General features: G+C 66.3%; 24 protein-coding genes. 18 read left to right on the top strand and 6 right to left on the bottom strand.

Annotated elements, in window-relative coordinates; translation table 11 throughout:
- The first annotated feature begins 154 nt into the window (after positions 1-154).
- The 5 genes from sucC (at position 155) to KF707C_RS17130 (ending at position 5,061) form a co-directional block, all read left to right on the top strand.
- Positions 155-1,321 carry an ADP-forming succinate--CoA ligase subunit beta gene (gene sucC, locus KF707C_RS17150; protein WP_003456167.1) on the top strand — a complete coding sequence of 389 codons (1,167 nt, stop codon included), beginning with the start codon at positions 155-157 and terminating at the stop codon, positions 1,319-1,321.
- Positions 1,321-2,208 carry a succinate--CoA ligase subunit alpha gene (gene sucD / locus KF707C_RS17145; protein ID WP_003456166.1) on the top strand — a complete coding sequence of 296 codons (888 nt, stop codon included), beginning with the start codon at positions 1,321-1,323 and terminating at the stop codon, positions 2,206-2,208. The genes sucC and sucD overlap by 1 nt, the downstream gene beginning before the upstream one ends.
- 307 nt (positions 2,209-2,515) lie before the next feature.
- Positions 2,516-3,829, top strand: coding sequence for a branched-chain amino acid transport system II carrier protein (gene brnQ, locus KF707C_RS17140; protein WP_036993967.1), 1,314 nt, complete (start codon positions 2,516-2,518; stop codon positions 3,827-3,829).
- Positions 3,830-3,940: 111 nt separating this feature from the next.
- Positions 3,941-4,675 (top strand): DUF599 domain-containing protein, encoded by a 735-nt coding sequence (locus KF707C_RS17135; protein ID WP_003456163.1) that lies wholly within the window; start codon positions 3,941-3,943, stop codon positions 4,673-4,675.
- Positions 4,672-5,061, top strand: a complete 390-nt coding sequence (locus KF707C_RS17130; protein ID WP_003456162.1) for an MAPEG family protein — start codon at positions 4,672-4,674, stop codon at positions 5,059-5,061. The genes KF707C_RS17135 and KF707C_RS17130 overlap by 4 nt, the downstream gene beginning before the upstream one ends.
- Before the next feature lie 55 nt (positions 5,062-5,116).
- Here the strand turns inward: KF707C_RS17130 and KF707C_RS17125 are convergent, their stop codons facing one another.
- Positions 5,117-5,344 carry a hypothetical protein gene (locus KF707C_RS17125; protein ID WP_003456160.1) on the bottom strand — a complete coding sequence of 76 codons (228 nt, stop codon included), beginning with the start codon at positions 5,342-5,344 and terminating at the stop codon, positions 5,117-5,119.
- A gap of 172 nt (positions 5,345-5,516) precedes the next feature.
- On the opposite strand from KF707C_RS17125, the gene KF707C_RS17120 reads away from it, so the two are divergent.
- From KF707C_RS17120 to KF707C_RS17100, 5 genes are all read left to right on the top strand, one after another.
- The gene (locus KF707C_RS17120; protein ID WP_003456158.1) at positions 5,517-5,972 is read left to right on the top strand and encodes a PaaI family thioesterase; all 456 of its coding nucleotides are present in this window, start codon (positions 5,517-5,519) and stop codon (positions 5,970-5,972) included.
- Positions 5,969-6,412, top strand: coding sequence for a PaaI family thioesterase (locus tag KF707C_RS17115; protein WP_003456156.1), 444 nt, complete (start codon positions 5,969-5,971; stop codon positions 6,410-6,412). The genes KF707C_RS17120 and KF707C_RS17115 overlap by 4 nt, the downstream gene beginning before the upstream one ends.
- A gap of 38 nt (positions 6,413-6,450) precedes the next feature.
- The gene (locus KF707C_RS17110) at positions 6,451-7,692 is read left to right on the top strand and encodes a hypothetical protein (protein WP_003456154.1); all 1,242 of its coding nucleotides are present in this window, start codon (positions 6,451-6,453) and stop codon (positions 7,690-7,692) included.
- 125 nt (positions 7,693-7,817) lie between these two features.
- The gene (gene htpG, locus KF707C_RS17105; RefSeq protein ID WP_003456152.1) at positions 7,818-9,722 is read left to right on the top strand and encodes a molecular chaperone HtpG; all 1,905 of its coding nucleotides are present in this window, start codon (positions 7,818-7,820) and stop codon (positions 9,720-9,722) included.
- Between the two features lie 292 nt (positions 9,723-10,014).
- Positions 10,015-10,803, top strand: coding sequence for a dienelactone hydrolase family protein (locus KF707C_RS17100; protein WP_003456150.1), 789 nt, complete (start codon positions 10,015-10,017; stop codon positions 10,801-10,803).
- A 20-nt stretch (positions 10,804-10,823) separates the two neighbouring features.
- Here the strand turns inward: KF707C_RS17100 and KF707C_RS17095 are convergent, their stop codons facing one another.
- Positions 10,824-11,684, bottom strand: coding sequence for a pirin family protein (locus tag KF707C_RS17095; RefSeq protein ID WP_003456149.1), 861 nt, complete (start codon positions 11,682-11,684; stop codon positions 10,824-10,826).
- A gap of 64 nt (positions 11,685-11,748) precedes the next feature.
- Positions 11,749-12,168 (bottom strand): OsmC family protein, encoded by a 420-nt coding sequence (locus KF707C_RS17090; RefSeq protein ID WP_003456147.1) that lies wholly within the window; start codon positions 12,166-12,168, stop codon positions 11,749-11,751.
- Positions 12,169-12,310: 142 nt separating this feature from the next.
- Between KF707C_RS17090 and KF707C_RS17085 the strand changes: the two genes are divergently transcribed.
- The 5 genes from KF707C_RS17085 (at position 12,311) to mddA (ending at position 18,439) form a co-directional block, all read left to right on the top strand.
- Positions 12,311-13,333, top strand: a complete 1,023-nt coding sequence (locus KF707C_RS17085; protein ID WP_003456140.1) for an amidohydrolase family protein — start codon at positions 12,311-12,313, stop codon at positions 13,331-13,333.
- Between the two features lie 63 nt (positions 13,334-13,396).
- On the top strand, positions 13,397-13,861 hold the full coding sequence (locus tag KF707C_RS17080; protein WP_003456138.1) for a DUF3859 domain-containing protein: 465 nt from the start codon (positions 13,397-13,399) through the stop codon (positions 13,859-13,861).
- 62 nt (positions 13,862-13,923) lie between these two features.
- Entirely contained in the window at positions 13,924-14,640 is a 717-nt protein-coding gene (locus KF707C_RS17075) for a response regulator (protein WP_003456137.1), read from the top strand.
- A 112-nt stretch (positions 14,641-14,752) separates the two neighbouring features.
- Positions 14,753-17,572, top strand: a complete 2,820-nt coding sequence (locus KF707C_RS17070) for a PAS domain S-box protein (protein WP_003456135.1) — start codon at positions 14,753-14,755, stop codon at positions 17,570-17,572.
- A 93-nt stretch (positions 17,573-17,665) separates the two neighbouring features.
- The gene (gene mddA / locus KF707C_RS17065) at positions 17,666-18,439 is read left to right on the top strand and encodes a methanethiol S-methyltransferase (protein WP_003456133.1); all 774 of its coding nucleotides are present in this window, start codon (positions 17,666-17,668) and stop codon (positions 18,437-18,439) included.
- Between the two features lie 87 nt (positions 18,440-18,526).
- Here mddA and fabB read toward each other — a convergent pair whose 3' ends face one another.
- From fabB to KF707C_RS17050, 3 genes are all read right to left on the bottom strand, one after another.
- Entirely contained in the window at positions 18,527-19,744 is a 1,218-nt protein-coding gene (fabB, locus tag KF707C_RS17060) for a beta-ketoacyl-ACP synthase I (protein WP_003456131.1), read from the bottom strand.
- Between the two features lie 11 nt (positions 19,745-19,755).
- Positions 19,756-20,271, bottom strand: a complete 516-nt coding sequence (fabA, locus tag KF707C_RS17055) for a 3-hydroxyacyl-[acyl-carrier-protein] dehydratase FabA (protein WP_003456128.1) — start codon at positions 20,269-20,271, stop codon at positions 19,756-19,758.
- A 253-nt stretch (positions 20,272-20,524) separates the two neighbouring features.
- Positions 20,525-22,432, bottom strand: a complete 1,908-nt coding sequence (locus KF707C_RS17050) for an ATP-binding protein (protein ID WP_003456127.1) — start codon at positions 22,430-22,432, stop codon at positions 20,525-20,527.
- 341 nt (positions 22,433-22,773) lie between these two features.
- On the opposite strand from KF707C_RS17050, the gene KF707C_RS17045 reads away from it, so the two are divergent.
- From KF707C_RS17045 to sixA, 3 genes are read left to right on the top strand one after another with little or no spacing between them, the layout of a single operon-like run.
- Positions 22,774-23,796 carry an NAD(P)H-dependent glycerol-3-phosphate dehydrogenase gene (locus KF707C_RS17045; protein WP_003456125.1) on the top strand — a complete coding sequence of 341 codons (1,023 nt, stop codon included), beginning with the start codon at positions 22,774-22,776 and terminating at the stop codon, positions 23,794-23,796.
- Positions 23,797-23,845: 49 nt separating this feature from the next.
- Complete coding sequence (locus KF707C_RS17040; protein ID WP_003456124.1) at positions 23,846-24,193, top strand: DUF4389 domain-containing protein; 348 nt, start codon at positions 23,846-23,848, stop codon at positions 24,191-24,193.
- A complete protein-coding gene (sixA, locus tag KF707C_RS17035; RefSeq protein ID WP_003456121.1) occupies positions 24,190-24,654 on the top strand; it encodes a phosphohistidine phosphatase SixA in 465 nt (154 codons plus the stop codon). Before KF707C_RS17040 ends, sixA begins: the two co-directional genes overlap by 4 nt.
- The last annotated feature ends 6 nt before the right edge of the window (positions 24,655-24,660 follow it).

Below are 24,660 nucleotides of genomic sequence, written 5' to 3'. Positions count from 1 at the left end.
AACCACGGTGGGATGCCCGTCTTGAGCAGTGACCGAAGCGTCGCCGTTCGACGCGGAAGACCCGCCGGACTGCCCTCACCGGCAGTCACAGGTGGCGCGGCACCACGAATGCAGCGCCGAATGCGCAATACCTAAACGAAGACGGTAGACAAGCATGAATCTCCACGAGTATCAGGGTAAGCAGCTGTTCGCTGAATACGGCCTGCCCGTATCCAAGGGCTTCGCCGTAGACACCCCGGAAGAAGCCGCAGAAGCCTGCGAAAAAATCGGTGGCAGCGAATGGGTCGTCAAGGCCCAGGTCCACGCTGGCGGCCGCGGTAAAGCGGGCGGCGTGAAGCTGGTCAAGAGCAAGGAAGACGCCAAGGCCTTCGCCGCCAACTGGCTGGGCAAGCGCCTGGTGACTTACCAGACTGACGCCAACGGTCAGCCGGTCAGCAAGATCCTGGTCGAGTCCTGCACCGACATCGCCAAGGAACTGTACCTGGGCGCCGTGGTAGATCGTTCCAGCCGCCGCATCGTGTTCATGGCCTCCACCGAAGGTGGCGTGGACATCGAGAAAGTAGCTCACGACACCCCCGAGAAGATCCTCAAGGCCACCATCGACCCGCTGGTCGGCGCTCAGCCCTACCAGGGCCGCGAGCTGGCATTCCAGCTGGGCCTGGAAGGTGACCAGATCAAGCAGTTCACCCACATCTTCGTGAACCTGGCCAAGCTGTTCCAGGACTACGACCTGGCCCTGCTGGAAGTGAACCCGCTGGTGATCAAGGCCGACGGCAACCTGCACTGCCTGGACGCCAAGATCAACATCGACAGCAACGCCATGTACCGTCAGCCCAAGCTGCGCGCCATGCACGACCCGTCCCAGGACGACGCTCGTGAAGCCCATGCGCAGAAATGGGAACTGAACTACGTGGCCCTGGAAGGCAACATCGGCTGCATGGTGAACGGCGCTGGCCTGGCCATGGGCACCATGGACATCGTCAACCTGCACGGTGGCAAGCCGGCCAACTTCCTCGACGTGGGCGGTGGCGCTACCAAGGAGCGCGTGACCGAGGCGTTCAAGATCATCCTGTCCGACTCCAACGTCCAGGCTGTTCTGGTGAACATCTTCGGCGGCATCGTTCGCTGCGACATGATCGCCGAAGGCATCATCGGCGCCGTGAAGGAAGTGGGCGTGAAGGTTCCGGTGGTTGTCCGTCTGGAAGGCAACAATGCTGACCTCGGCGCCAAAGTACTGGCCGAGAGCGGTCTGAACATCATCGCGGCGACCAGCCTCACCGACGCTGCACAGCAAGTCGTCAAGGCCGCGGAGGGCAAGTAATGAGCGTCCTGATCAACAAAGACACCAAAGTCATCTGCCAGGGTTTCACCGGTAGCCAGGGTACCTTCCACTCCGAACAAGCCATCGCCTACGGCACCAAGATGGTTGGCGGCGTGACCCCCGGCAAGGGCGGCACCACCCACCTGGGCCTGCCGGTGTTCAACACCGTCAAGGAAGCCGTTGAAGCCACCGGCGCCGAAGCTTCGGTGATCTACGTACCGGCTCCCTTCTGCAAGGATTCCATCCTGGAAGCGGCCAATGGCGGCATCAAGCTGATCGTCTGCATCACCGAGGGCATCCCCACCCTCGACATGCTGGACGCCAAGGTCAAGTGCGACGAGCTGGGCGTACGCCTGATCGGCCCGAACTGCCCGGGCGTGATCACTCCCGGCGAGTGCAAGATCGGCATCATGCCCGGCCACATCCACCTGCCGGGCAAGGTAGGCATCGTGTCCCGTTCGGGCACCCTGACCTATGAAGCCGTGAAGCAGACCACCGACGCCGGCTTCGGCCAGTCCACCTGCGTGGGCATCGGCGGTGACCCGATCCCGGGCTCCAACTTCATCGACATCCTGAAGCTGTTCCAGGAAGACCCGCAGACCGAAGCCATCGTGATGATCGGCGAAATCGGCGGTTCCGCTGAAGAAGAAGCCGCTGCCTTCATCAAGGCCAACGTGACCAAGCCGGTGGTGTCCTACATCGCTGGCGTGACCGCTCCGCCCGGCAAGCGCATGGGCCACGCGGGCGCCATCATCTCCGGTGGCAAGGGCACTGCGGACGAGAAGTTCGCCGCCCTGCAGGACGCCGGTGTGAAGACCGTGCGCTCCCTGGCCGACATCGGCAAGGCCCTGGCCGAGCTGACCGGCTGGGAAGTCAAGAAAGCCTAAGGCGTCTTGATTCCCCCACAAAGGCCACCCCTCGGGGTGGCCTTTGTCGTTCAGCGCATCTCGCCGAAGCGGCATGGGTGCAACCATTTGTCGGGCAGACGACATTATCGGTTGCAGCTCCGACAGGCTGGCTCACGGCAGCCGCAACCCGCAGTAGAATCCCCGGGTTGCACTCTCGCACTCGCCAAGCTCCAAAAGAGCAGAGGCGGCGCACCAGAGATCGATCCCAAACGGATGGATAACGTTTCCCCCGACCCAATGGGAAACCCTTCGGAACAATGAATTTCTTTCTGTGGTACTTCCCCTCATGACTCGATTGAAAGGCTCGGACCTCCTGGCCCTTGGCTTTATGACCTTCGCGCTGTTCCTGGGCGCGGGCAATATCATCTTCCCGCCCAGCGCCGGCCTGGCCGCAGGCGAGCACGTCTGGCGCGCCGCCCTGGGTTTCCTCCTGACCGGCGTCGGCCTGCCTTTGCTCACCGTTGTGGCGCTGGCCCGCGTCGGCGGTGGCATGGACCGTCTGACGGCGCCCCTGGGCAAGCGCGCCGGCGCGATGCTGGCGGTGGCCGTCTACCTGGCCATCGGCCCGTTGTTCGCTACCCCGCGTACCGCCGTGGTGTCCTTTGAAATGGGCGTCGCCCCGTTCACCGGTGAAAGTGGCATCGCCCTGTTCGTCTACAGCGCGGCCTACTTCGCCGCCGTACTCTTCCTCGCCCTCAATCCGGGCAGGCTGGTGGACAGCATCGGCAAGTTCATCACCCCGGTGCTGCTCTCGGCCCTGCTGGTGCTGGGGGGCGCGGCGATCCTTGCGCCTGCCGGCGAAATCGGCAGCGCCACCCAGGCCTACCAGGCGGCACCGCTGGTGGAAGGCTTCCTCCAGGGATACCTCACCATGGACACCCTGGGTGCGTTGGTCTTCGGCATCGTGATCGCCACCGCCATCCGCGATCGCGGCGTGAAGGACGCGGCCCTGGTGACCCGTTACTCCATGATCGCCGGCTCCATCGCAGCCCTCGGCCTGTCCCTGGTCTACCTCGCGCTCTTCTACCTGGGGGCCACCAGCCAGGGCATCGCCGGCGAGGCACAGAACGGTGTGCAGATCCTCACCGCCTATGTGCAGCACACCTTCGGCACTGCCGGCAGCCTGTTGCTGGCGGTGGTCATCACCCTGGCCTGCCTGACCACCGCAGTCGGCCTGCTGACCGCCTGCGGCGAGTTCTTCAGCAAGCTGCTGCCGGTCTCCTACCGCACCGTGGTGCTGGTGTTCGGCGCCTTCAGCCTGTTGGTGGCCAACCAGGGCCTGACCCAGCTGATCAGCCTCTCGGTTCCGGTGCTGGTGGGGCTCTATCCTCTGGCCATCGTGCTGATCGCCCTCAGCCTGGCCGACCGCCTCTGGGTCGATCCGCGCCGCGTCTTCGTGCCGACCATGGCGGTCGCGCTGGTCTTCGGTGTGGCCGACGGCCTCGCAGCCGCAGGTTTCAATGGCCTGGTTCCGGCGGCCTTCGCCAAGCTTCCCCTGGCTCACCAGAGCCTCGGTTGGCTGCTGCCGGTGCTCGCGGTGCTGGTGATTTCCGCGCTCGTCGACCGCCTGATGGGCAAGTCGGTGGAAGCGGTCGCCTGACGCCTCGATACCTTGCTCAAGGCCGCCTCCGGGCGGCCTTTTTCGTGGCGGCGCCGGAGCCAGCCCTAGCGCCAATCGCTATAATTCGCGGCATCTTCGAAAGGAATCTCCATGTCGATCCTCTACCGCAACTGGCCCCACTTGCTGGCCATCCTCTGGTTCATCGGTTGCTGGGTGGGCTACACCCGCTATGCCATCTGGAAGGGTCGGGACACCGCCTGCCTGGCGTCGGTCCTGCACCTCTATCGCGAGGACTGGATGCGCCGCCTGCTGATGCGCGACAACCGTATCGCCGACGCCAGCGTCATCGGCAACCTGGAGCGCAACGCCTCCTTCTTCGCTTCCAGCACCCTGATCATCCTGGCGGGTATTCTCACCGTGCTCGGTTCGACCGATCGCGCCGTCTCGATCCTCGCGGACCTGCCTTTCGTGCAGCCGGCCAGCCGGGGCATGTCCGAGCTCAAACTGCTGGGACTGGCGGTGGTCTTCGTCTACGCCTTCTTCACCTTCAGCTGGTGCATGCGCCAGTACAACTTCGCCGCCGTGCTGGTGGGCTCGGCGCCGATGATGGGGGAGCGGCATGTCACCGAGCAGGAGCGCAAGGCCTTCGCCGAGCGGGCGGCGCGCGTGGTGTCGCTGGCGGCCAACCAGTTCAACTTCGGCCTGCGCAGCTACTATTTCGGGCTGGCGATGCTGGCCTGGTTCATCAACCCCTGGTTCTTCATGCTGGTCACTGGCGGCGTGGTTCTGGTGCTCTACCGCCGCGAGTTCCACTCCGATGTGCTCGATGTGATGGTCTACACCCCGACCCAGGCGCTGGAAGCGCCGAAGGAGAGAGTCGAATGAGTATTCCGTTCTGGTGCCTGTTCGCCGTCGCGCTGCTGATCTACATCGCCAAGATTCCCGTTGCCAAGGCGATGAAGGAGGAGGGCAGGGGCTACGACAACCACCATCCCCGCGCGCAGCAGGCCCGCTTGACCGGCTTCGGTGCCCGGGCGCTGGCGGCGCACCAGAACACCATCGAAGCCTTCCCGCTGTTCGCCGCCGGCGTGCTGGTGGCCCACGTCACCCAGACCCAGGGCTGGTTCGTCGAGACCCTGGCGCTGCTGTTCGTGGTCACCCGCGTGCTGTACCTCTTCCTCTACTGGAACGACAAGGCCACCCTGCGCAGCCTGGTGTGGGGCGTCGGCCTCCTCTGTTGCCTGCTGTTGATGCTGAGCCCGGCGCTCTGACCCCGGAAACGACAAGGCCCGCAGATGCGGGCCTTGTGTTTCGGTGAGCCGGTGATTACTGGCTCTGCTCCTCGGTCGGAGCCGTTTCCGGTGCGGCCGGAGCTGGCTCGGTCGGGGCCGGAGCGGCTTCCGGTGCGGGAGCCGGAGTCGGCGCGGGAGCCGGAGCGCTCGGCTGGGATTCGGTGGCCGGCGCCGCCGGAGCCTGCGCCTCTTCCTTCTTGTCGCAGGCAGCGAGGCCAAGGCTGGCGGCCAGCAGCAGGGCGAGAGACAGGGTTTTCTTCATTTTTAAGCCTCCATGTATGGCTTTTTCATCGATAGCCGTTGGAGTTGCCGGGGCGCCTGCGAGTTCCAACTCATTTCGCAATTTTGCATGGACTGCGCCGAGTGCCGCGTCCTTTTCGGATACACCCAGGTATCATTCGCCTCCTTGCCAGACTTCCGCCAAGGTTGCAGTCATGACGGACCACCCCCTGATCGAACGCGCGCAGCGCTTCCTCTCGGCCCTGCGCCATTGCCAGGTGCTCGGCCTCAGCGTCCACGACGCCACTCCCGCAGGCCTGACCCTGCGCCTGCCCTACAGCGACCAGATCGTCGGCAACCCGGAGACCGGGGTGATCCACGGCGGCGCCATCACCACCCTGATGGACACCACCTGCGGCATCTCCACCGTCTGCGTGCTGCCGGAGTTCGAGATCTGCCCCACCCTGGACCTGCGCATCGACTACATGCATCCGGCCGAACCCCACAAGGATGTCTTCGGCTTCGCCGAGTGCTACCGCGTCACGCCCAACGTGATCTTCACCCGGGGTTACGCCTATCAGGACGATCCGTCCCAGCCCATCGCCCATGTCGTGGGAGCCTTCATGCGCATGGGCAAGCCCGGCCAGCTGAAGCAGGGAGGTGCGGCATGAGCCTCGACCTCAACGCACTGGTCCGCGAAGCCCACGAGAAGAATGACTACGACCCGCTGGTGAGCCTGATCCCCTATGCACGGCTGATCGGCATGGAGTGCCTGCGACTGGGGGACGACGTGGTGTTCCGCCTGCCGGCGAACAAGGACAACATCGGCAATCCCACACTGCCGGCCATCCACGGCGGGGTGATCGCCGGCTTCATGGAGCACGCGGCGATGCTCCACCTGCTGATGTTCATGGGCTCGCCCCATATGCCCAAAATCATCGACTTCTCCATAGATTACCTGCGCGCCGGGCACTATCGTGACACCTTCGTCCAGTGCCAGGTCTGGCGCCAGGGGCGGCGAGTCGCCAACGTCGCCATCACCGCCTGGCAGACCACCCAGACCGAGCCCATCGCCACCGCCCGCGCCCACTTCAAGGTGGACGAGCCCTGAGGCAGGGCCGGTTCCCGCAGTTCCCATAGGAAAGCCCGATGGTTGCGTTACTCATACTCGGAGGCCTGCTGCTGATCCTCGCCGGCCTCGCCTGGCTGCTGGTGCTCGCCTTCGGCACCAGCCTGCTCTGGGGCTTCGGCAGCCTGTTCCCTCCGGTGACCCTGGCCTACGTGCTCTACCACTGGCGCACCGCGCGCAAGGCCGTGGCGCTGGGGGCGATGGGCTTCATCCCCCTGATCGTGGGCGTGACCATGATGGCGGCCCAGCAGCCGGAACGCCTGCAGGCCATTCTCAGCCTCAAGTGGCTGGACGAAGGGAGGGGCGGCGCCTCCGAACTGGACATCCGCCTGGCCGGCGAGCTCAATGGCCAGCGCTTCCGTCCCGTGGAGGCGGAGTTGGTGGACGGCATCCTCAGCCTCAGGGAAGGCCAGGACTTCTATGCCCGCCGCGAACTGGTCATTCGTCTCGGCCGGCAGCCCCAGGGCGCGCTCGAACTGGACGTGCTGCCCCAGGACCCGGGGCCGCAGCCGGAGGTAGAGATCAGTTGGCTGCAACCCGAGCAGGAGCTGCCGGAAGCCCGTCGCATTCCCCGTGGCTACACGCTGCACCTCAAGCTCCAGCCCGTGGGCCCCAACCGGCTGGCCGGGGATTTCCACCTGGTGCTGCCGCCGAAGTTCGCCACCAGCCTTTCCGGGCGCCTCGAGCTCTATACCGACCGTCTGCGCTACCGCGACGGGCGGGTGGACACGCGCTTCGACTCCCGGGACACCCTCGCCCATGTCATCCGCGACTACCTGCAGCGGCGCTTCGCGACCCCGGAGGTGGAGCTGCTGCCCTTGCCTCCGGTCAGCCTGCCGGCCGCGCACCTGGAGCTGACGGTGGAGGCGCGGGTCAGGGGCGAGCTGCAGCGCATCCCGGTGCAGTTGGAGCGCGGGCAAGTGAAAGGCTGGCATGTGCGGGGTGACCGTTTTCCACCCTTGCCGAAGGCCACTGCCGCCGCCGAAGCGCAGGCCGACGCGGTGCCCGTTGCGGTCGAGCCGTCGCGTCCGGTGGACCGTCGCCTGGACTTCTCCCTGCCGCGCCTGCTGAACGATCCCGCTCCGTACCAGTCCCTCAGCATGCGCCTTTACACCGTGCGTGGAAGCACCGCCGAAGGTCGTTTCGCCGGACTGGATTCTGAGGGACGCGTGCTGCTCCAGCGCAGCCTCGGGGGCGCCGGCGCCGCCAGTTTCAGTTTCGATGTGGAGGACATCGCCCATATCGAACTGCTGGAGCCCTGAGTCCGGGAACCGTGGTGGCTTCGGGCGGGTTTCGCCTAAGCACTTGAAATCCTTGTCGAAGCCCCCATCTGGATGTCATCCGCCGCCTTGAGCGGTTCAAACCATCCACGTGGAGTTAGACGACCATGAGTGTGGAAACTCAAAAAGAAACCCTGGGCTTCCAGACCGAGGTGAAGCAGCTGCTTCACCTGATGATCCATTCCCTGTATTCCAACAAGGAAATCTTCCTCCGCGAGTTGATTTCCAACGCCTCCGACGCCGCCGACAAGCTGCGCTTCGAAGCGCTGGCCAAGCCGGAACTGCTGGAGGGCGGTGCCGATCTGAAGATCCGCGTCAGCTTCGACAAGGACGCCAGGACCGTCACCCTCGAAGACAACGGCATCGGCATGAGCCGCGATGAAGTCATCGCCCACCTGGGCACCATTGCCAAGTCCGGCACCGCCGACTTCCTGAAGAACCTGTCGGGCGACCAGAAGAAGGACTCGCACCTGATCGGCCAGTTCGGCGTGGGCTTCTATTCCGCCTTCATCGTCGCCGACAAGGTGGACGTGTTCACCCGTCGTGCCGGGCTCTCCGCCGCTGAAGGCGTGCACTGGTCCTCCAAGGGCGAGGGCGAGTTCGACATCGCCACCATCGACAAGGCCGAGCGGGGCACCCGGATCGTCCTGCACCTGAAGTCCGGTGAGGAAGAGTTCGCCGACGGCTGGCGCCTGCGCAACGTCATCAAGAAGTACTCCGACCATATCGCCCTGCCCATCGAACTGCCGAAGGAGCACTACGGCGAGGAGAAGGACAAGCCGGCCGAGCCCGAGTGGGAAACCGTCAACCGCGCCAGTGCCCTCTGGACCCGTCCGCGCACCGAAGTGAAGGACGAGGAGTACCAGGAGTTCTACAAGCACGTCGCCCACGACTTCGAGAATCCGTTGTCCTGGAGCCACAACAAGGTCGAGGGCAAGCTTGAGTACACCTCGCTGCTGTACGTACCGGGTCGTGCGCCGTTCGACCTCTACCACCGCGAAGCGCCGAAGGGCCTCAAGCTCTACGTGCAGCGCGTGTTCATCATGGACCAGGCCGAGCAGTTCCTGCCGCTGTACCTGCGCTTCATCAAGGGTGTGGTGGACTCCAACGACCTGTCCCTGAACGTCTCCCGCGAAATTCTCCAGTCCGGCCCGGTGATCGACTCCATGAAGTCGGCGCTGACCAAGCGCGTGCTGGACATGCTGGAGAAGCTGGCCAAGAACGAGCCCGAGCAATACAAGGGCTTCTGGAAGAACTTCGGCCAGGTCCTCAAGGAAGGCCCGGCGGAAGACTTCGCCAACAAGGAGAAGATCGCCGGCCTGCTGCGCTTCGCCTCCACCAGCGACGAGAACGGCGAGCAGAGCGTCGGCCTGGCCGACTACATCGGTCGCCTGAAAGAGGGCCAGGACAAGATCTACTTCCTCACCGGCGAGTCCTACGCCCAGGTGAAGAACAGCCCGCACCTGGAAGTCTTCCGCAAGAAAGGCATCGAAGTGCTGCTGCTCACCGACCGCATCGACGAGTGGCTGATGAGCTACCTCACCGAGTTCGACGGCAAGCAGTTCGTCGACGTCGCCCGTGGCGATCTCGACCTCGGCAAGCTGGACAGCGAGGAGGACAAGAAGGCCCAGGAAGAGGTCGCCAAGGCCAAGGAAGGGCTGGTGGAGCGCCTCAAGGGCGCACTGGGCGAGCAGGTGGCCGAGGTGCGCGTCTCCCACCGCCTGACCGACTCCCCGGCGATCCTCGCCATCGGCGAGCAGGACCTGGGCCTGCAGATGCGCCAGATCCTCGAGGCCAGCGGGCAGAAGGTGCCGGAGTCCAAGCCGATCTTCGAGTTCAACCCCAGCCACCCGCTGATCGAGAAGCTGGACAGCGAGCAGGACGAGGACCGCTTCGGCGAACTGTCCCATATCCTCTTCGACCAGGCTGCCCTGGCCGCTGGCGACAGCCTCAAGGATCCGGCCGCCTATGTCCGCCGCCTGAACAAGCTGTTGGTCGAGCTCAGCGCCTGACCCGCCGTTCCCCTCGGGCACGGGGGCAGGCGCCAGCGCGCCGGCGAAGCGCTCCCTATCGCGAGCGCGCCCCTACCCGGTAGCCAGAAGACGCCGCTGTCCTGATGAAGGGCAGCGGCGTCTTTTCATCTGAGCCGCGTTGCACGCCGCACGGGCCTTCGCGTCCGTCGAACCCTGTCCTTCGACGCTGCCTGGCGTCAGCGGTGAAACTCCCTGCAACCAAGGGGGATGAAAGGCGGTGCCCGGGCGGGTCTAAGCTTCAGGACTACCCCAGGCAGAGGAGAGTCCTCCCATGAACCGTTCGCTGCTGTGCACCCTGTTGCTGGCGGTTGCCAGTCCCGGCTGGGCCGCCATGGTCACCCAGCCGGTGGCCTACGAACTCGACGGCAAGGCCTTCGAAGGCATCCTGGTCTACGACGACGCCGTGACCGCTCCGCGCCCGGGCCTGCTGATGGTGCCCAACTGGCTGGGCGTCACGCCGGCCGCCGCCGAGCAGGCCAAGCTGATCGCCGGCCAGCGCTACGTCATCCTGGTGGCCGACATGTACGGCAAGGACGTGCGCCCCGCCAACCCCGAGGAGGCACGCGCAGCCGCCACGGCGGTGCGCGCCGACCGGCCCCTGATGCGCAAGCGGGCCGCGGCCGGGGTGGAAGCCCTGAAGGCCCAGGCCGGGAAGGTACCCCTGGACCCGGCGCGGCTCGGCGCCATCGGCTTCTGCTTCGGTGGCGGCAGCGTGCTGGAACTGGCTCGCGCCGGTTCGCCGCTCAAGGGCTTCGTCTCCTTCCACGGCAACCTGGATACGCCCAATCCCGAGGATGCCCGGAATATCCGGGCGCCCGTGCTGGTACTCCATGGCGCGGACGACCCGGCGGTGCCCAAGGAGCAGGTAGACGGCTTCATCGCCGAGATGACCGCCGCCAAGGCCGACTGGCAGCTGGTGAGCTACGGCGGTGCGGTGCACTCCTTCACCGATCCGGACGCCAAGGTGCCGGGCCGCAATGAATACCATCCCAAGGTCGCCGCCAGGTCCTACCAGGCCATGAACGACCTGTTCGACGAAGTCTTCGATCCTGCGCGGTAATCCATGTCCCAGCGCTACCCTCAGCGGGGCAGTTCGATGCGGCTGGTTTCCCCCGGCACCACCGGCCAGTCGCCCGCCGCCCAGCGCGTGCGGGCCTCGTCGATGCGCTCGGGGCTGCTGGAGACGAAGTTCCAGTTCATCCGGCGCGGGCCGTCAAGGGGCGCGCCACCGATCATCGCCAGCCGGCTGCCTTCGCAGGCCGCCAGCAGGTAGTCCACGCCTTCCGGGAGCACCACCAGGGTGTGCGGCTCCAGGGGCTGGTCGTCCAGGCGCACGTCGCCTTCCACCAGGTAGAGCGCCCGTTGCGGGTGCTCGCAGGGGATGGCCAGGGTGGCGCCGGCCTCCAGTTGCAGGTCGGCGTAGAGGGTAGGGGAGAGCACCGGCACCGGCGATTCCAGGCAGAACCCGGTGCCGGCCACCAGGCGAATTCGCACGCCCAGGGACTCGCGGACCGGCAGGCTGGCCGCCGGATGGTGGCTGTAGTGCGGCTCGCAGTCTTCCTGCTCCCGGGGCAGCGCCAGCCAGACCTGCAGGCCGTGGGCGCGGGAGCCGCTGGCCAGCAGGTCCGCCGGTGTGCGCTCGACGTGGGCAACGCCCCGGCCGGCGGTCATCCAGCTGACGTCGCCAGGACGCACCCGCTGGTCCGAGCCCAGGCTGTCCTTGTGCTGCAACTCACCCTCGAACAGGTAGGTGAGGGTGGACAGGCCGATATGGGGATGCTGGCGCACGTCCATGCCGGTGCCGGGGGCGTAGTCCGCCTCCAGCATGTGATCGAAGAAAACGAAGGGTCCGACGCTGCGGCATTGGGCCGAAGGCAGCGGGCGGAGAATGGGTTGCCCGGCGAGCACTTCGGCGCGGGGGCGGAGGGTGAGGAGATTCATGTCAGGGCTTCCTGCGCGGGGATCGCAGAAGCATAACCCGTTCGCGCCGGAAGCCCAGCCCTCGTTACTGGCTGAAGTCACCCTCGGCGAGGCGCGTCTCGATATGGGTTTCCACCTGGCTCATCAGCTTGTGCACCGGGCACTTGTCGGCGATGCGCAGCAGGGTGGCGCGCTGTTCGTCGGTGAGGGCGCCGCGCAGGGTCAGCTTCACGTCGAGGCGGTAGTGGCCCTTGCGCTCCTCGCTGTCGTCGCGCGTGACCTCGACGCCGATTCCGGTCAGCGGAATGTCGTGGCTACGGGCATAGAGGCTGACGGTCAGCGCCTTGCAGGCTCCCAGGGCGGCGTCGTAGAGGTCATGGGGCTCCGGTGCGCTGCCTTCGCCGCCCAGGGCCGTGGGAATGTCGGTAAAAAGGCTGTGGGTCTCGTTCACGCTGATGCGGTGGCGGTAGCCTTCGGCGCTTTCGGTGGTCACGGTCACGGTCATGTCGATCCCTCTGGTCAGTGGCGGATTGAGTCTTGCAAAGCGGTAGAGGCTGCTCCGGTCCGGACGTTCCCGCAAGTTTTCCCTGAACCCGGGCGTGCGGAATCCGGTCTACCCTCCCACTGCACGCCCTGGAGGACCGCCCTTGCCCCCCGTTCGAACCTGCCTCGCCGTCCTGGCCCTGCTGTCGGCCCTGCCGCTCCAGGCGCGGGATTACCGCTACAGCGACGCCCACCTGCACTACGTGGACTTCTTCCAGGAAACCGAAGGAATGCGATCCCTGCTGGATGCCATGGACGCGGGCGGCATCGAGCATGTGATGATCTCCGGCGTTCCGGTGGCGAAGAAGTGGCACGAGGATGAGCCCAAGCGTCCGCGCTACTACGCCGGCGACGATGCAGGCGCCTATTGGTACAGCGCCACCGATGTGCTGGTGGCCGCCGCCGTGAAAGGGTTGCCGGCGGATCAGCGCCATCGCTTCCACCCCTTCCTCAGCGGTTTCAATCCCAATGACAAGAACGCCGACGCCCACATCCGTCGCATGCTGGAGCTGGATCCGGGGCTCTGGCAGGGCATCGGCGAAGTATTCACGCGCCACGACGACCTCACCGCGCTGATCGATGGCGATACGCCGAGGGCCAACAACGAGGCCATGAGCCGCGTCTACCACCTGGCAGCCGAGTACGACCTGCCGGTGATGCTTCACTCCAACATCACCTCAAAGCGTGAGCGCAACCCGCTCTACCTGCAGGAAGTGGAGGAGCCCCTGCGCAATCATCCCCACGTGCGTTTCATCTGGGCCCACGGCGGAACCAGCAAGGAGATCCACCGGCACCAGACCCGCCTGGACTTTCTCCACGACACCCTGGCGCGGCTGCTCGCGGACTACCCGAACCTCTACATCGACCTCTCCTGGACGATGCTCGATCCCTACCTGCTGGATGCCGACGGCAAGCCGCGTGCGAACTGGCTGAAGCTGGTGGAGCGCTTTCCGGACCGCTTCATGCTGGGCTCCGACGTCGTGGGGCGCTTCAACGGGCTGGGAGGCTACCTCAAGGTCTATGAGCCCTTCCTCGACGCCTTGCCCGAGGCGGTGGCGCGCAAGGTCGCGCGGGACAACTTTCTTGCCGTGCTCCCCCGCAAGCATCGACCCCAGACGTCGAACTGAGCCTGTCACGCGCTTGTCATGGACGCGTCATAACCTCGCGCCACCGCAAACAAGGAGCGCGACATGAACCCTTTCCGACTGACAGCACTCGTGGCCCTGGGCCTGGCCTCCGGCATGGCCCTGGCGGACGTCCGGGTCGAGGGGCCGGTGGAATACGGCATCTTCGAATCCCGTTACCAGGACTTCCAGCCCGGCGAGCGCGTGCTGACCCGCAGCGACCAGAGCATCCAGCGCACCGAGGTGATCCCGGCGAAGCTGGGTACCAAGTTCGGCCTTCGCTACAGCCTGGTGGGCAAGCGCGAGAACGACACGCCGCTGACCCTGCTGTACCTCACCCCCGGCGTGGTCTCACCGGACGGCAAGCGCCACGACAAGTTCGTGGTGGAGCAGAAGATGGCCCCCGGCGCACCGCTCGACGTGATGGCCTTCGAGTTCACCGAGCCCCACGAAGTGGTGCCCGGCGAATGGCGCTTCATGGTGTTCCAGGGCGATCGCCTGCTGGCCCAGCAGGTCTTCTCCGTCCGCTGAAGCCACGCATCGTCCCGGGGCGGACTATAGTCGCTGGGTCAGGCCGACATGAGGCAGGGCCCATGACCGAACAGATCCGCATCCTGGTGGTGGACGACGACGAGGCGATCCGCGAGCTGCTGCTCGACTACCTGGGCGGGCAGGGCTATCGGGTCGAGGCGGTCGCCGACAGCGTGCAGATGCGCGCCTGGCTGGCCGAGGCGTTGCCGGACCTGGTGCTGCTGGACGTGGGCCTGCCCGGCGAGGATGGCCTGAGCCTGGCGCGCTACCTGCGGGAACACCACGACCTGCCGGTGATCATGGTGTCCGGTGCCGGTACGCCCCTGGACCGGATCGTCGGCCTGGAGGTGGGGGCCGACGACTACCTGGCCAAGCCGTTCGACCCGAGGGAACTGCTGGCGCGGGTCAAGACCGTGCTGCGGCGCTATCGCCGGGCACCGGCCGCCGCGTCTCCCGAGTCGGTGGAGACGGGCGAGCTCCTGAAGGTGGGGCTCTGTCGCCTTGACCTCGCCAGCCGCCAGCTGTTCGGCGCGGACGGTTCGGAGATTCCCCTCACCGCCATGGAGTTCGACCTGCTCCAGGCCTTCGCCCAGCGTCCCAATCGACCGCTGTCCCGCGACCAGTTGCTCAACCTCACCCAGCACCGCGACTGGAACCCCTTCGACCGCTCCATCGATATCCGCATCGCCCGGCTGCGCCGCAAGCTGGAGCCGGACCCCGACAAGCCGCAGGTGATCCGCACCGTGCGCGGCGTGGGCTATATGTTCGTGCCCGGCTGAGCGGCCGGCTGCGCCGCTTTGTTTCAATTGTTTCAATGCGCCGCGCGCCCCACCGGACGCCGTGGCGCTGTTCCTATACTCAGGCAGTCCAGCTTCCCCGGAGGGCACTGCGGTGAGCCAGCCATCCATCCGACCCTCGACCGACAGCGCCGGTGCGCACCACCTGCGGCAGATCGTCGACAACAGCAGCGCGGTGATCTACGTGAAGGACCTGGAGGGCCGCCTGGTGCTGGTCAATCGCGCCTTCGAGCGCCTGTTCAAAGTGCGCGCCGAGCGGGTGCTGGGGCGTACCGACCATGATTTCTTTCCCCGGGAGATCGCCGACGCCCTGCGTGCCAACGACCTGCGGGTGGCCCAGTCGGGCCATGAGCTGGAGTTCGAGGAGCAGGTTCCCATGGGCGGCATCATCCGCACCTACCTGTCCAACAAGTTCCCCTTGTTCGACAGCGACGGACGGGTCACCGCCATCTGCGGCATCTCCACCGACATCAGCTCGCGCAAGAGCCTGGAGGAGGTGCTTCGCTTCGTTGCCCTGGGGGTCTCGGCGGCCACCGGCAACGAGGTGTTCGAGGCCATCGCCCGCTACATGGTGCGTTCCCTCAATGCCGATTTCGCCTTCGTCAGCCGTATCAGCGACGAGGGGCCCCATCGCCTCACCACCCTGGCGCTCTTCTACGACGGCCGGCTGCAGCCCAACGCCACCTACGACCTGGAAGGCACGCCCTGCGCGGAAGTCTTCGGCCGCAGCTTCTATCTCGTCCCCCGGGACCTGGGGGTGTGCTACCCCAATGACTCCGTGCTGGCCGCCTATGGCATCGACAGCTACGCCGGCTACCCGCTGTTCGCCGGTGATGGCCGCCCCCTGGGACTGATCGCCGCGGGCCGGCTCGGCCCCATGGGCGACCATGACAAGGTGGAGTCGGTGCTGCGGATCTTCTCCGTCCGGGCGGCGGCCGAGATCGAGCGGTTCGCGGCCGAGGCCAGCTACCGGGCCATCTTCGACACCTCCGAGGACGCCATCTTCGTCCACGACATCGACAGTGGCACCCTGGTGGACGTGAATCCCAAGGCCTGTCGCGCCTACGGTTACAGCTACGAGGAGATGCTCGGGCTGGACATCGACGCATTCAGCGCCGGCTATGCGCCCTACACCGGCAAGGAAGCCGCCGGTTACCTGGCTCGGGCCGCCGCCGGCGAGCTGCAACGCTTCGAATGGCACCGGCGCAACCGTGACGGCAGCCTGCACTGGGACGAGGTGCTGCTCAAGCGCGTGACCATCGGGGGCATCGACCGCATCCTCGCCATCACCCGCGAGATCACCCAGCGCAAGGAGGCCGAGCAGGCCCTGCGAGCCAGTGAGCTGCAGTACCGGGCCATCACCAACACCGCCCTGGACTGCTTCATCGGCATGGATGAGCGGGGGCGCGTGCTGGCCTTCAACCCGGCGGCCGAGCGTTGCTTCGGCATCGGACGCGAGCAGGCGCTGGGTCGTTCGCTGCTGAAACTGATCATCCCGCCGCGATTCCGAGAGGCCTACGAGCGCGGCCTGGAGCACTACCTGATGACCGGCCAGGGCGCCTTCCTCGGCAAGCGCATGGAAGTGGTGGCGCAGCGTGCCGACGGTGAGGAGTTCCCCGCCGAACTGGCCCTGACCCAGGTGCCGGGTGACGAGGGGCCGCGCTTCATCTGCTACCTGCGGGACATCACCGAACGTACCCAGGCCGAGGAGGAGCGCGCGCGGCTGGAGCAGCAATTGCGCCAGGCCCAGCGCATGGAGGCCATCGGACACCTCACTGGCGGCATCGCCCACGACTTCAACAACCTGCTCACCAGCATGCTGGGCTACACGGTGATGGCCCTGGAGCGGGTGGAGCCAACCGGAGACGAGCGCCTGGGCAAATACCTCGCCCGGGTACAGCGGTCGGCGGAGAAGGCCCGTGACCTGATCCAGCAGATGCTCACCTTCAGCCGGGGTAGTCGTGGCAAGCCGCAGCTGCTGGCGCCGGACCGCCTGCTGGGCGACTTCATCCGACTGATGGAGTCCACCCTGCCGGCGACCGTGGAGCTGGATGTCCGGCTGGATTCCGAGCTGCCTCTGGTGCTGGCCGATCCGGTGCAGCTGGAGCAGGTGCTGATGAACCTCTGCATCAACGCCCGGGACGCCATGGGCAGCGTCGGCCAGCTCCAGATCAGCCTGGGCCTGGAAGAGCTGGAGTGCGTCTGCGCCTCCTGCCAGCAACGGGCCAGGGGACCCTTCGTGGCGCTGCGCGTCAGCGACAGCGGGCCGGGTATCGATCCGACGCTGCGGGCGCAGATCTTCGAGCCCTTTTTCACCACCAAGGCCAGCGGGCAGGGCAGCGGCATGGGGTTGTCCATGGTCCACGGCATCGTCCATGAGTACGGCGGGCACATCCAGCTGGACAGCCAGCCGGGGCATGGCGCCACTTTTCGCGTGTTGCTGCCGGCCCACGGTCCGGCCGCCCAGGTGAACGGCCGGGATGCCGTCCCTGAGCTGCCGCCGTTGCGCTCGGCCCTGCAGGGGCGGGTGGCGGTGGTGGACGACGATCCGTCGGTGGCCGAGTTCATGGGGGAGTTGCTGGAAGGCTGGGGCCTGGCGCCGGTGCTTTTCGGCGACGCCGAACTGGCCAGCCAGCAGCTCTGCGCCGACCCCTACGCCTGGGACTTCGTCATCCTCGACCAGAGCATGCCCAGGCTCTCGGGCCTGCAACTGGCGCGTCGCCTGCTGGCATCCCGCGCCGACCTGCCCATCGTGCTCTACACCGGATTCAGCGATTCGCTCCTGGAAAGCGAGGTGCAGCAGCAAGGGGCCAAGGCGCTGCTGACCAAGCCCCTCGATCAGCAGCGCCTGCACCAGTTGTTGCAGACCTGGCTGGGCCAGCCACGGCCGGGATACAACGCTGAAACAAACTGAGCGCCGCCAGCCATCGGACTGATACAGGCCAGGGTCACTCTGCATCTCACGGCGGAGCGATGCCGCCGACCAGACCCCCGGCAGGAGTGCATCATGTTCAACCTTTTCAAGCGTGTCTCGATCTTCGGCTACGGTGTGATCAGTTACCTGGTCTTCCTCGCCACCTTCATCTACTCCATCGGTTTCGTCGCCAACCTGCCGTTCGCCCCGCGAACCCTGGATGGCGATCCACGGCTGCCGTTCTGGACGGCACTGGGCATCGACGTGCTGCTGCTGGGACTGTTCGCCGTGCAGCACAGCCTGATGGCCCGGCCCGCCTTCAAGGCCTGGTGGACGCGCTGGATTCCCGAAGCGGCGGAACGCAGCACCTATGTGCTCTTCTCCAGCCTGGCGCTGATCCTGCTCTACAGCTTCTGGCAGCCCCTGGGCGGCGAAATCTGGGTGATAGAGAACCGCTCCGGGCGACTGGTGATGGGCGCGGTCTTCGGCTTCGGCTGGGCGCTGGTGCTGTACGCGACGCTGCTGATCAACCACTTCGACCTGTTCGGCCTGCGCCAGGTCTGGTTGCAGCTGCTGGGTCGGCCCTACACCAATCTGGCGTTCAAGGTACCCGGCGCCTACAAGCTGGTGCGCCACCCCCTCTACCTCGGCTGGTTCCTCTGCTTCTGGGCCACCCCGACCATGAGCGCGGCGCACCTGCTGTTCGCGGTTCTCACCAGCCTCTACATCCTGGCGGCCATCCGGCTCGAAGAGCGGGACCTGGTTCGCGCCCACCCCGAATACGCCGAGTACCGGCGGCAGGTCCCCATGCTGCTGCCGCGTATCGGCAGCCGCGCCAAGGCGGACGGTGGGCGCGAGGCGGCCTGAGGAGCCTGGGCGACAGGGCGGGACAGACCAAAGAAAAAGGGCGCCTTGCGGCGCCCTTTGTCTTGAGTACGGCGATGGCCGTGGCGATCAGCCGTTGAAACGACGCAGCACCAGGGTGGCGTTGGTGCCGCCGAAGCCGAAGCTGTTGGACATCACGGTGTCGACTTTCGCGCCTTCGCGGGTTTCGCGCAGGATCGGCAGGTCGGCCACTTCCGGGTCCAGTTCGTCGATGTTGGCGGAGCCGGCCATGAACTGGCCTTCCATCATCAGCAGGCAGTAGATGGCTTCCTGCACGCCAGCGGCGCCCAGGCTGTGGCCGGACAGGCTCTTGGTGGAGCTGATGGCCGGGGCCTTGTCGCCGAACACTTCACGCACGCCGCGGATCTCCGCAACGTCGCCCACCGGGGTGGAGGTGCCGTGGGTGTTCAGGTAGTCGATGGGGGTGTCGACGGTGGACAACGCCTGCTGCATGCAGCGGATGGCGCCTTCGCCGCTCGGGGCGACCATGTCGTAGCCATCGGAAGTGGCGCCGTAGCCGACGATTTCGGCGTAGATCTTGGCGCCGCGCTTCAGGGCGTGCTCGAGCTCCTCGACCACCACCATGCCGCCGCCGCCGGCGATGACGAAACCGTCACGCTTGGCGTCGTAGGCGCGGGAAGCGCGCTCGGGGGTCTCGTTGTACTGGGTGGACAGGGCACCCATGGCGTCGAACAGGCAGCTCTGGCTCCAGTGCTCTTCCTCGCCGCCGCCGGCGAAGACCATGTCCTGCTTGCCCAGCTGGATCTGCTCCATGGCCTGGCCGATGCAGTGGGCGCTGGTGGCGCAGGCGGAGGAGATGGAGAAGTTCACGCCCTTGATCTGGAAGGGGGTGGCCAGGCAGGCGGATACGGTGCTGCCCATGGTGCGGGTCACACGGTATGGGCCGATGCGCTTGACGCCCTTCTCGCGCAGGATGTCGATGGCTTCCATCTGGTTCAGGGTGGATGCACCACCGGAGCCGGCGATCAGGCCGACACGGGGGTTGGAAATCTGCTCGGCGGTCAGGCCGGCGTCTTCGATGGCCTGCTGCATCGCCAGGTAGGCGTAGGCAGCGGCATCACCCATGAAGCGGAAGATCTTGCGATCGATCAACTCTTCCAGGTTCAGGTTCACGGAGCCGGAAACCTGGCTGCGCAGACCCATTTCCGCGTAGGACGGGTTGTGCCGGATGCCGGAACGACCGGCGCGCAGGTTCTCGGAGACGGTGGCTTTGTCATTGCCCAGGCAGGAGACGATGCCCAGGCCAGTGATCACGACGCGACGCATGCGGATGTCCTTCAGAAGCTGTCGGTAGAGGTGAACAGGCCGACGCGCAGGCCTTCGGCGCTGTAGATCTCGCGGCCGTCGACGGCGACGGTGCCATCGGCGATGCCGAGGATCAGCGAACGATTAATAGTGCGCTTGATATGGATGTTGTAGGTGATCTTTTTCGCGGACGGCAGGACCTGGCCGAAGAATTTCACTTCGCCGGAGCCGAGGGCGCGGCCACGGCCGGGGTTGCCCTGCCAGCCGAGGTAGAAACCGACCAGCTGCCACATGGCGTCGAGGCCGAGGCAGCCGGGCATGACCGGGTCGCCTTCGAAGTGGCAGGCGAAGAACCACAGGTCGGGATTGATGTCGAGCTCGGCGACGATTTCGCCTTTGCCGTACTTCCCGCCGGTCTCACTGATGTGGACGATGCGGTCGATCATCAGCATGTTGGGGGCGGGCAGTTGCGCATTACCAGGGCCGAACAGCTCGCCGCGACTGCAGCGCAGCAGGTCTTCCCGGGTATAGGCGTTTTGTTTGGTCATGCGAGCTCCTCAATGGTCCCCGTGCGGCACAGGGCTTTGCATTCTTCTTTCTGCCGGACCGGACGGGTCTCAGGCGACAGACTAGTCATAGACTATTGCGTTGCGGTGAAAGTCACAGCGTAGCGAGCACAGTCGTTCACTTGGTCGCTTCGTTGGGCTGGAACTCCCGTGCCAGGGGCTTCCGCCAGCAAATCGTGACGCACTTTAACATCCCTTCACACTCGACGAATGCCTGGAAGCGGCACCAATGGTTTCAGTCCGACGGCCTGCTCAACCAGCGCTGGATCACCCGCAGCAGGTCGGCGCGCTTGAAGGGCTTGGCCAGGTAGTCGTTCATTCCCGCGGCCAGGCAGGCCTCGCGGTCGCCCTGCAGGGCATTGGCGGTCAGGGCGATGATGGGCACCGCCTCGCCGCCCGGCAACTGGCGGATCTGCCGGGTGGCCTCGTAGCCGTCCAGCACCGGCAGGCGGCAATCCATGAGAATGACGGCGTAGGTGGCGCGCGAGGCCTCGTGGACCGCCTGGGCGCCGTCGCCCACCAGGCTGACCTGGAAGCCCAGGCTGCGCAGCATGGCCTCGATCACGGTCTGGTTCACCGGGTTGTCCTCCACCAGCAGCACCTGCTGGCCGGCGCCTTCGTCTTGCGGATGCGCGCCGCCGGCCGTCCTGTCGGCGTCCTGGATGCGGAAGGGCAGGGGGATTTCCAGGGTGAAGATCGAGCCGGAGCCTTCGTGGCTTTCCGCGCGCAGGGTGCCCCCCATGCGTTCGGCCAGGGTCCGGGCGATGGGCAGCCCAAGCCCGGTGCCGCCATAGCGTCGGGAGATGGACTGGTCGGCCTGCTGGAAGGCGTCGAACATGTGCTCCAGGCGGTCAGGCGCGATGCCGATGCCGCTGTCATGGACCGCACAGGTCAGCCAGAGCACCTCGCTGTCCAGGGCCTGCCAGCGGGTTTCCACGCGGATGCCGCCTTCTTCGGTGAACTTGAGCGCATTACCCACCAGGTTCACCAGAATCTGCCGCAGCCGGGTGGGGTCGCCTTGCACTTCCACCCGCTCCAGGCCTTCCTGGGTGTCCAGGACCAGGTCCAGCCCGCGTTGCTGGGCGCCATGCTGGAACACCTGCACCGAGCCCAGGATCAGATCCAGCAGGTTGAAGGGGATGCTTTCCAGTTCCAGGGCGCCGCGCTCGATGCGGGAGAAGTCGAGGATGTCGTTGATCACCTTGAGCAGGTGCTCGGTGGACTCCGTGGCGAGGGCGGCGTACTCCGCCTGCTCGTCGTTCATTTCCGTGGTTTCCAGCAGCTGCAGCATGCCCAGCACGCCATTCATCGGCGTACGCAGCTCGTGGCTCATCATGGCCAGGAAGTCGGACTTGGCGCGGTTGGCGGTTTCCGCTTCCTCCCGGGCCTTGATCAGCTGGTCCATGGCTTGCTGCTGCTCCTGCGCCGCCTTCTCGAGGCCATTGGCGAGGTTGTTGATATGGCGGCTGAGGTCGCCCAGTTCGCTGTCGTCCACCTCCGGCAGGCTGGCGTCGTAGTGGCCGGACTGGATGGCCTTGACCGCTTCGCCCATGGCGCTGATGGGCTGCGACAGGCGGGTCGCCAGGCGCCGGGCGAGCAGGAAGGTCAGCAGCAGGGCGGTCAGGGCCAGCGCCGTGGCCTTGAGGAGGATTTCCTGCTGGCGGGTGCTGAAGGCGTCATTGGACATGCCCACCACCACGCGTCCCAGGTAGTTGCCATCGGTGGTGCGACTGTCGCCGGTGGCGAGGATGCGCCGGGCCTGCAGGTCCGGCAGCTGCTGGACGATGGGCGCGTGGAACACCTCCACCTGGACGCCGGTCTTCTCCAGGCTGTCGGGCTGTTCCAGGTACACCAGGATATTGTCGCCACGGTCCCGGACCTCGACGAAGCGCAGGTGCGGCGTGCCCAGGCTAGCCTGGAGCAGGCCTTCCAGCGCTTCGAGGTTGCCGTTGACCACGCCGTATTCCACGGCGGGGGCGAGCTGGCTGGCAATCAGCTGGCCGGTATGGTTGAGCTCCTGGCGCAGGTCCTGGAGCCGGGCGAAGGTGAAGAAACCGGTGAGGAGCAGGGTGAGCAGCAGGGCCGGGCCGAGGCTGATGAGCTGGGTACGGGCATGGATGTCCCAGCGGTTGCGTGTGCTCATGGGTGGCGCACTCCCTCTACCTCGGGGAGCGCCGCCGGAGTTTGCCTGTTCGGCAGTCGGGGGGAGCGGGGGCACATCATCCATTTGCCTCGATGCGGGGTCGTCCATGGGTGGAGCCTTGCTGGAACTCTAGTCCGTCATGCCCCGGTGCTGGGGATTTTAGATGCCTCGAAGCCTCCGGCACAGACTGCGGGAGGTCGCGCTCGGCGGTCGGACGGGCGCATCTTAACCGAGGCGGGCGGCTTTTCCAGCGCACGGCCCCGGGGATTGAGGCTGGCCGGTCGCCGATGCCTCCGTATAATGCGCGAATTCGCCATCCCTATGGCCTACATGGATCCGTTATGACACTACAGCAACCCGTCGCGGTGCTCGGCGGCGGCAGCTTCGGCACCGCCCTCGCCAACCTGCTCGCCGAGAATGGCCGGCCCGTGCGCCAGTGGATGCGCGACCCGGAACAGGCCGAGGCGATCCGGACCCAGCGTGAGAACCCGCGCTACCTCAAGGGCGTGAAGATCCACCCGGGCGTGGAGCCCGGCACCGACCTGCCCGCCGTGCTCGCCGAGTGCGAGCTGGTGTTCGTCGCCGTACCCTCCAGCGCCTTGCGCAAGGTACTGGAGCCGGTGGCCGGGCAACTGACGGGCAAGTTCCTGGTGAGCACCACCAAGGGCATCGAGGCCCAGAGCTTCAAGCTGATGAGCCAGATCCTCGAGGATGTCGCACCCGACGCCCGTATCGGCGTGCTGTCCGGCCCCAACCTCGCCAAGGAAGTGGCCGACCACGCCCTGACCGCCACCGTGGTGGCCAGCGAGGATGCCGAGCTCTGCAAACGGGTGCAGGACGCCCTTCACGGCCGCACCTTCCGCGTCTACGCCAGCCAGGATCGATTCGGCGTGGAGCTGGGCGGCGCCCTGAAGAACGTCTACGCCATCATGTCCGGCATGGCCGCCGCCCTGGGCATGGGCGAGAACACCAAGAGCATGCTGATTACCCGCGCCTTGGCGGAGATGACGCGCTTCGCCGTGAAGCTGGGCGCCAATCCCATGACCTTCCTGGGCCTGGCCGGCGTGGGCGATCTGATCGTCACCTGCTCCTCGCCCAAGAGCCGCAACTACCAGGTGGGCTTCGCCCTCGGCGAGGGCCTGTCCCTCGAAGACGCGGTGGCGCGCCTGGGGGAAGTGGCCGAAGGCGTGAACACCCTCAAGGTCCTCAAGACCCGTGCCGAAGAGCTTCAGGTCTACATGCCACTGGTCGCGGGTCTGCATGCCATCCTCTTCGAGGGGCGTACGCTGGCCCAGGTCATCGAGGCGCTGATGCGCGGCGAGCCCAAGACCGACGTAGACTTCATTCCAACCACCGGTTTCTGAATCCGGGACGCGCCCGTCCCGTCACCCCCCAAGGACAAGGAGATTCCCCATGAGTGAAGAGCGCGAAGACCTGCAACGCGAGCACATCCTGCTGCGCGTGTTGTGGATGCTGATCTTCGTCGTCGTCTGGCAGCTGGCCGAGATCATTCTCGGCGCCGTGGTCCTGCTGCAGCTGGGTTATCGGGCCTTCTACGGTGCGCCCAACGCCAGCCTGCTGGGGTTCGGCGACAGCCTGAGCCAGTACCTGGCGCAGATCGGCCGTTTCGGCACCTTCAACTCCGAAGACAAGCCCTGGCCCTTCGCCGATTGGCCGACTCCCCGCGCCCCGGAGGGCGAAGCGCCGCACCAGGTGCCGCCGGCCGCCCATCCGGTGCGTGACGAGGAGCCCAAGCTGTGAAGCTCTGGCTGCTGCGCCATGGCGAGGCCGAGCCCCGAGCCGCGACCGACGCGGCGCGGGAGCTGACCCGGCATGGCCGGCAGGATGTGCTGCACAGCGCCGCCCGGCTTGCCGGGCGGCCGCTCGGGGCCATCCTCGCCAGCCCCTACGTCCGCGCCCAGCAGAGCGCCGAACTGGTTCGCGAGGCCCTGGGCTTCACCGGCGCGATCGGCATCGCACCCTGGGCGACGCCCGACAGCGACCCCCGCGCCGCCGTGGAATTCCTCTCCGAACGCGGCGAGGAAGAAATCCTGCTGGTCACCCACAACCCCTTCGTCAGTGAACTGGCGGGCCTCCTCATCCACGGACATCGCCAGGAACCCGTGCCCATGGCCACCGCCAGCCTGGCGGAGCTGGATGGCGAACTCCTGGTGCCGGGACTCCTGTCCCTGCGTTCCCTGCATCACGTTCGCCATCACTGACCCCTC

The organism is Pseudomonas furukawaii, assembly GCF_002355475.1.
Lineage (GTDB): Bacteria > Pseudomonadota > Gammaproteobacteria > Pseudomonadales > Pseudomonadaceae > Metapseudomonas > Metapseudomonas furukawaii.
This window is presented reverse-complemented; position numbering and strand designations above follow the sequence as displayed.

What these genes read in the sequence shown, in the direction of transcription:
- sucC (WP_003456167.1), top strand. Translation starts at nt 155, where the DNA reads ATGAATCTCCACGAGTATCAGGGTAAGCAGCTGTTCGCTGAATACGGC.
- sucD (WP_003456166.1), top strand. Translation starts at nt 1,321, where the DNA reads ATGAGCGTCCTGATCAACAAAGACACCAAAGTCATCTGCCAGGGTTTC.
- brnQ (WP_036993967.1), top strand. Translation starts at nt 2,516, where the DNA reads ATGACTCGATTGAAAGGCTCGGACCTCCTGGCCCTTGGCTTTATGACC.
- KF707C_RS17135 (WP_003456163.1), top strand. Translation starts at nt 3,941, where the DNA reads ATGTCGATCCTCTACCGCAACTGGCCCCACTTGCTGGCCATCCTCTGG.
- KF707C_RS17130 (WP_003456162.1), top strand. Translation starts at nt 4,672, where the DNA reads ATGAGTATTCCGTTCTGGTGCCTGTTCGCCGTCGCGCTGCTGATCTAC.
- KF707C_RS17125 (WP_003456160.1), bottom strand. Translation starts at nt 5,344, where the DNA reads ATGAAGAAAACCCTGTCTCTCGCCCTGCTGCTGGCCGCCAGCCTTGGC.
- KF707C_RS17120 (WP_003456158.1), top strand. Translation starts at nt 5,517, where the DNA reads ATGACGGACCACCCCCTGATCGAACGCGCGCAGCGCTTCCTCTCGGCC.
- KF707C_RS17115 (WP_003456156.1), top strand. Translation starts at nt 5,969, where the DNA reads ATGAGCCTCGACCTCAACGCACTGGTCCGCGAAGCCCACGAGAAGAAT.
- KF707C_RS17110 (WP_003456154.1), top strand. Translation starts at nt 6,451, where the DNA reads ATGGTTGCGTTACTCATACTCGGAGGCCTGCTGCTGATCCTCGCCGGC.
- htpG (WP_003456152.1), top strand. Translation starts at nt 7,818, where the DNA reads ATGAGTGTGGAAACTCAAAAAGAAACCCTGGGCTTCCAGACCGAGGTG.
- KF707C_RS17100 (WP_003456150.1), top strand. Translation starts at nt 10,015, where the DNA reads ATGAACCGTTCGCTGCTGTGCACCCTGTTGCTGGCGGTTGCCAGTCCC.
- KF707C_RS17095 (WP_003456149.1), bottom strand. Translation starts at nt 11,684, where the DNA reads ATGAATCTCCTCACCCTCCGCCCCCGCGCCGAAGTGCTCGCCGGGCAA.
- KF707C_RS17090 (WP_003456147.1), bottom strand. Translation starts at nt 12,168, where the DNA reads ATGACCGTGACCGTGACCACCGAAAGCGCCGAAGGCTACCGCCACCGC.
- KF707C_RS17080 (WP_003456138.1), top strand. Translation starts at nt 13,397, where the DNA reads ATGAACCCTTTCCGACTGACAGCACTCGTGGCCCTGGGCCTGGCCTCC.
- KF707C_RS17075 (WP_003456137.1), top strand. Translation starts at nt 13,924, where the DNA reads ATGACCGAACAGATCCGCATCCTGGTGGTGGACGACGACGAGGCGATC.
- mddA (WP_003456133.1), top strand. Translation starts at nt 17,666, where the DNA reads ATGTTCAACCTTTTCAAGCGTGTCTCGATCTTCGGCTACGGTGTGATC.
- fabB (WP_003456131.1), bottom strand. Translation starts at nt 19,744, where the DNA reads ATGCGTCGCGTCGTGATCACTGGCCTGGGCATCGTCTCCTGCCTGGGC.
- fabA (WP_003456128.1), bottom strand. Translation starts at nt 20,271, where the DNA reads ATGACCAAACAAAACGCCTATACCCGGGAAGACCTGCTGCGCTGCAGT.
- KF707C_RS17050 (WP_003456127.1), bottom strand. Translation starts at nt 22,432, where the DNA reads ATGAGCACACGCAACCGCTGGGACATCCATGCCCGTACCCAGCTCATC.
- KF707C_RS17045 (WP_003456125.1), top strand. Translation starts at nt 22,774, where the DNA reads ATGACACTACAGCAACCCGTCGCGGTGCTCGGCGGCGGCAGCTTCGGC.
- KF707C_RS17040 (WP_003456124.1), top strand. Translation starts at nt 23,846, where the DNA reads ATGAGTGAAGAGCGCGAAGACCTGCAACGCGAGCACATCCTGCTGCGC.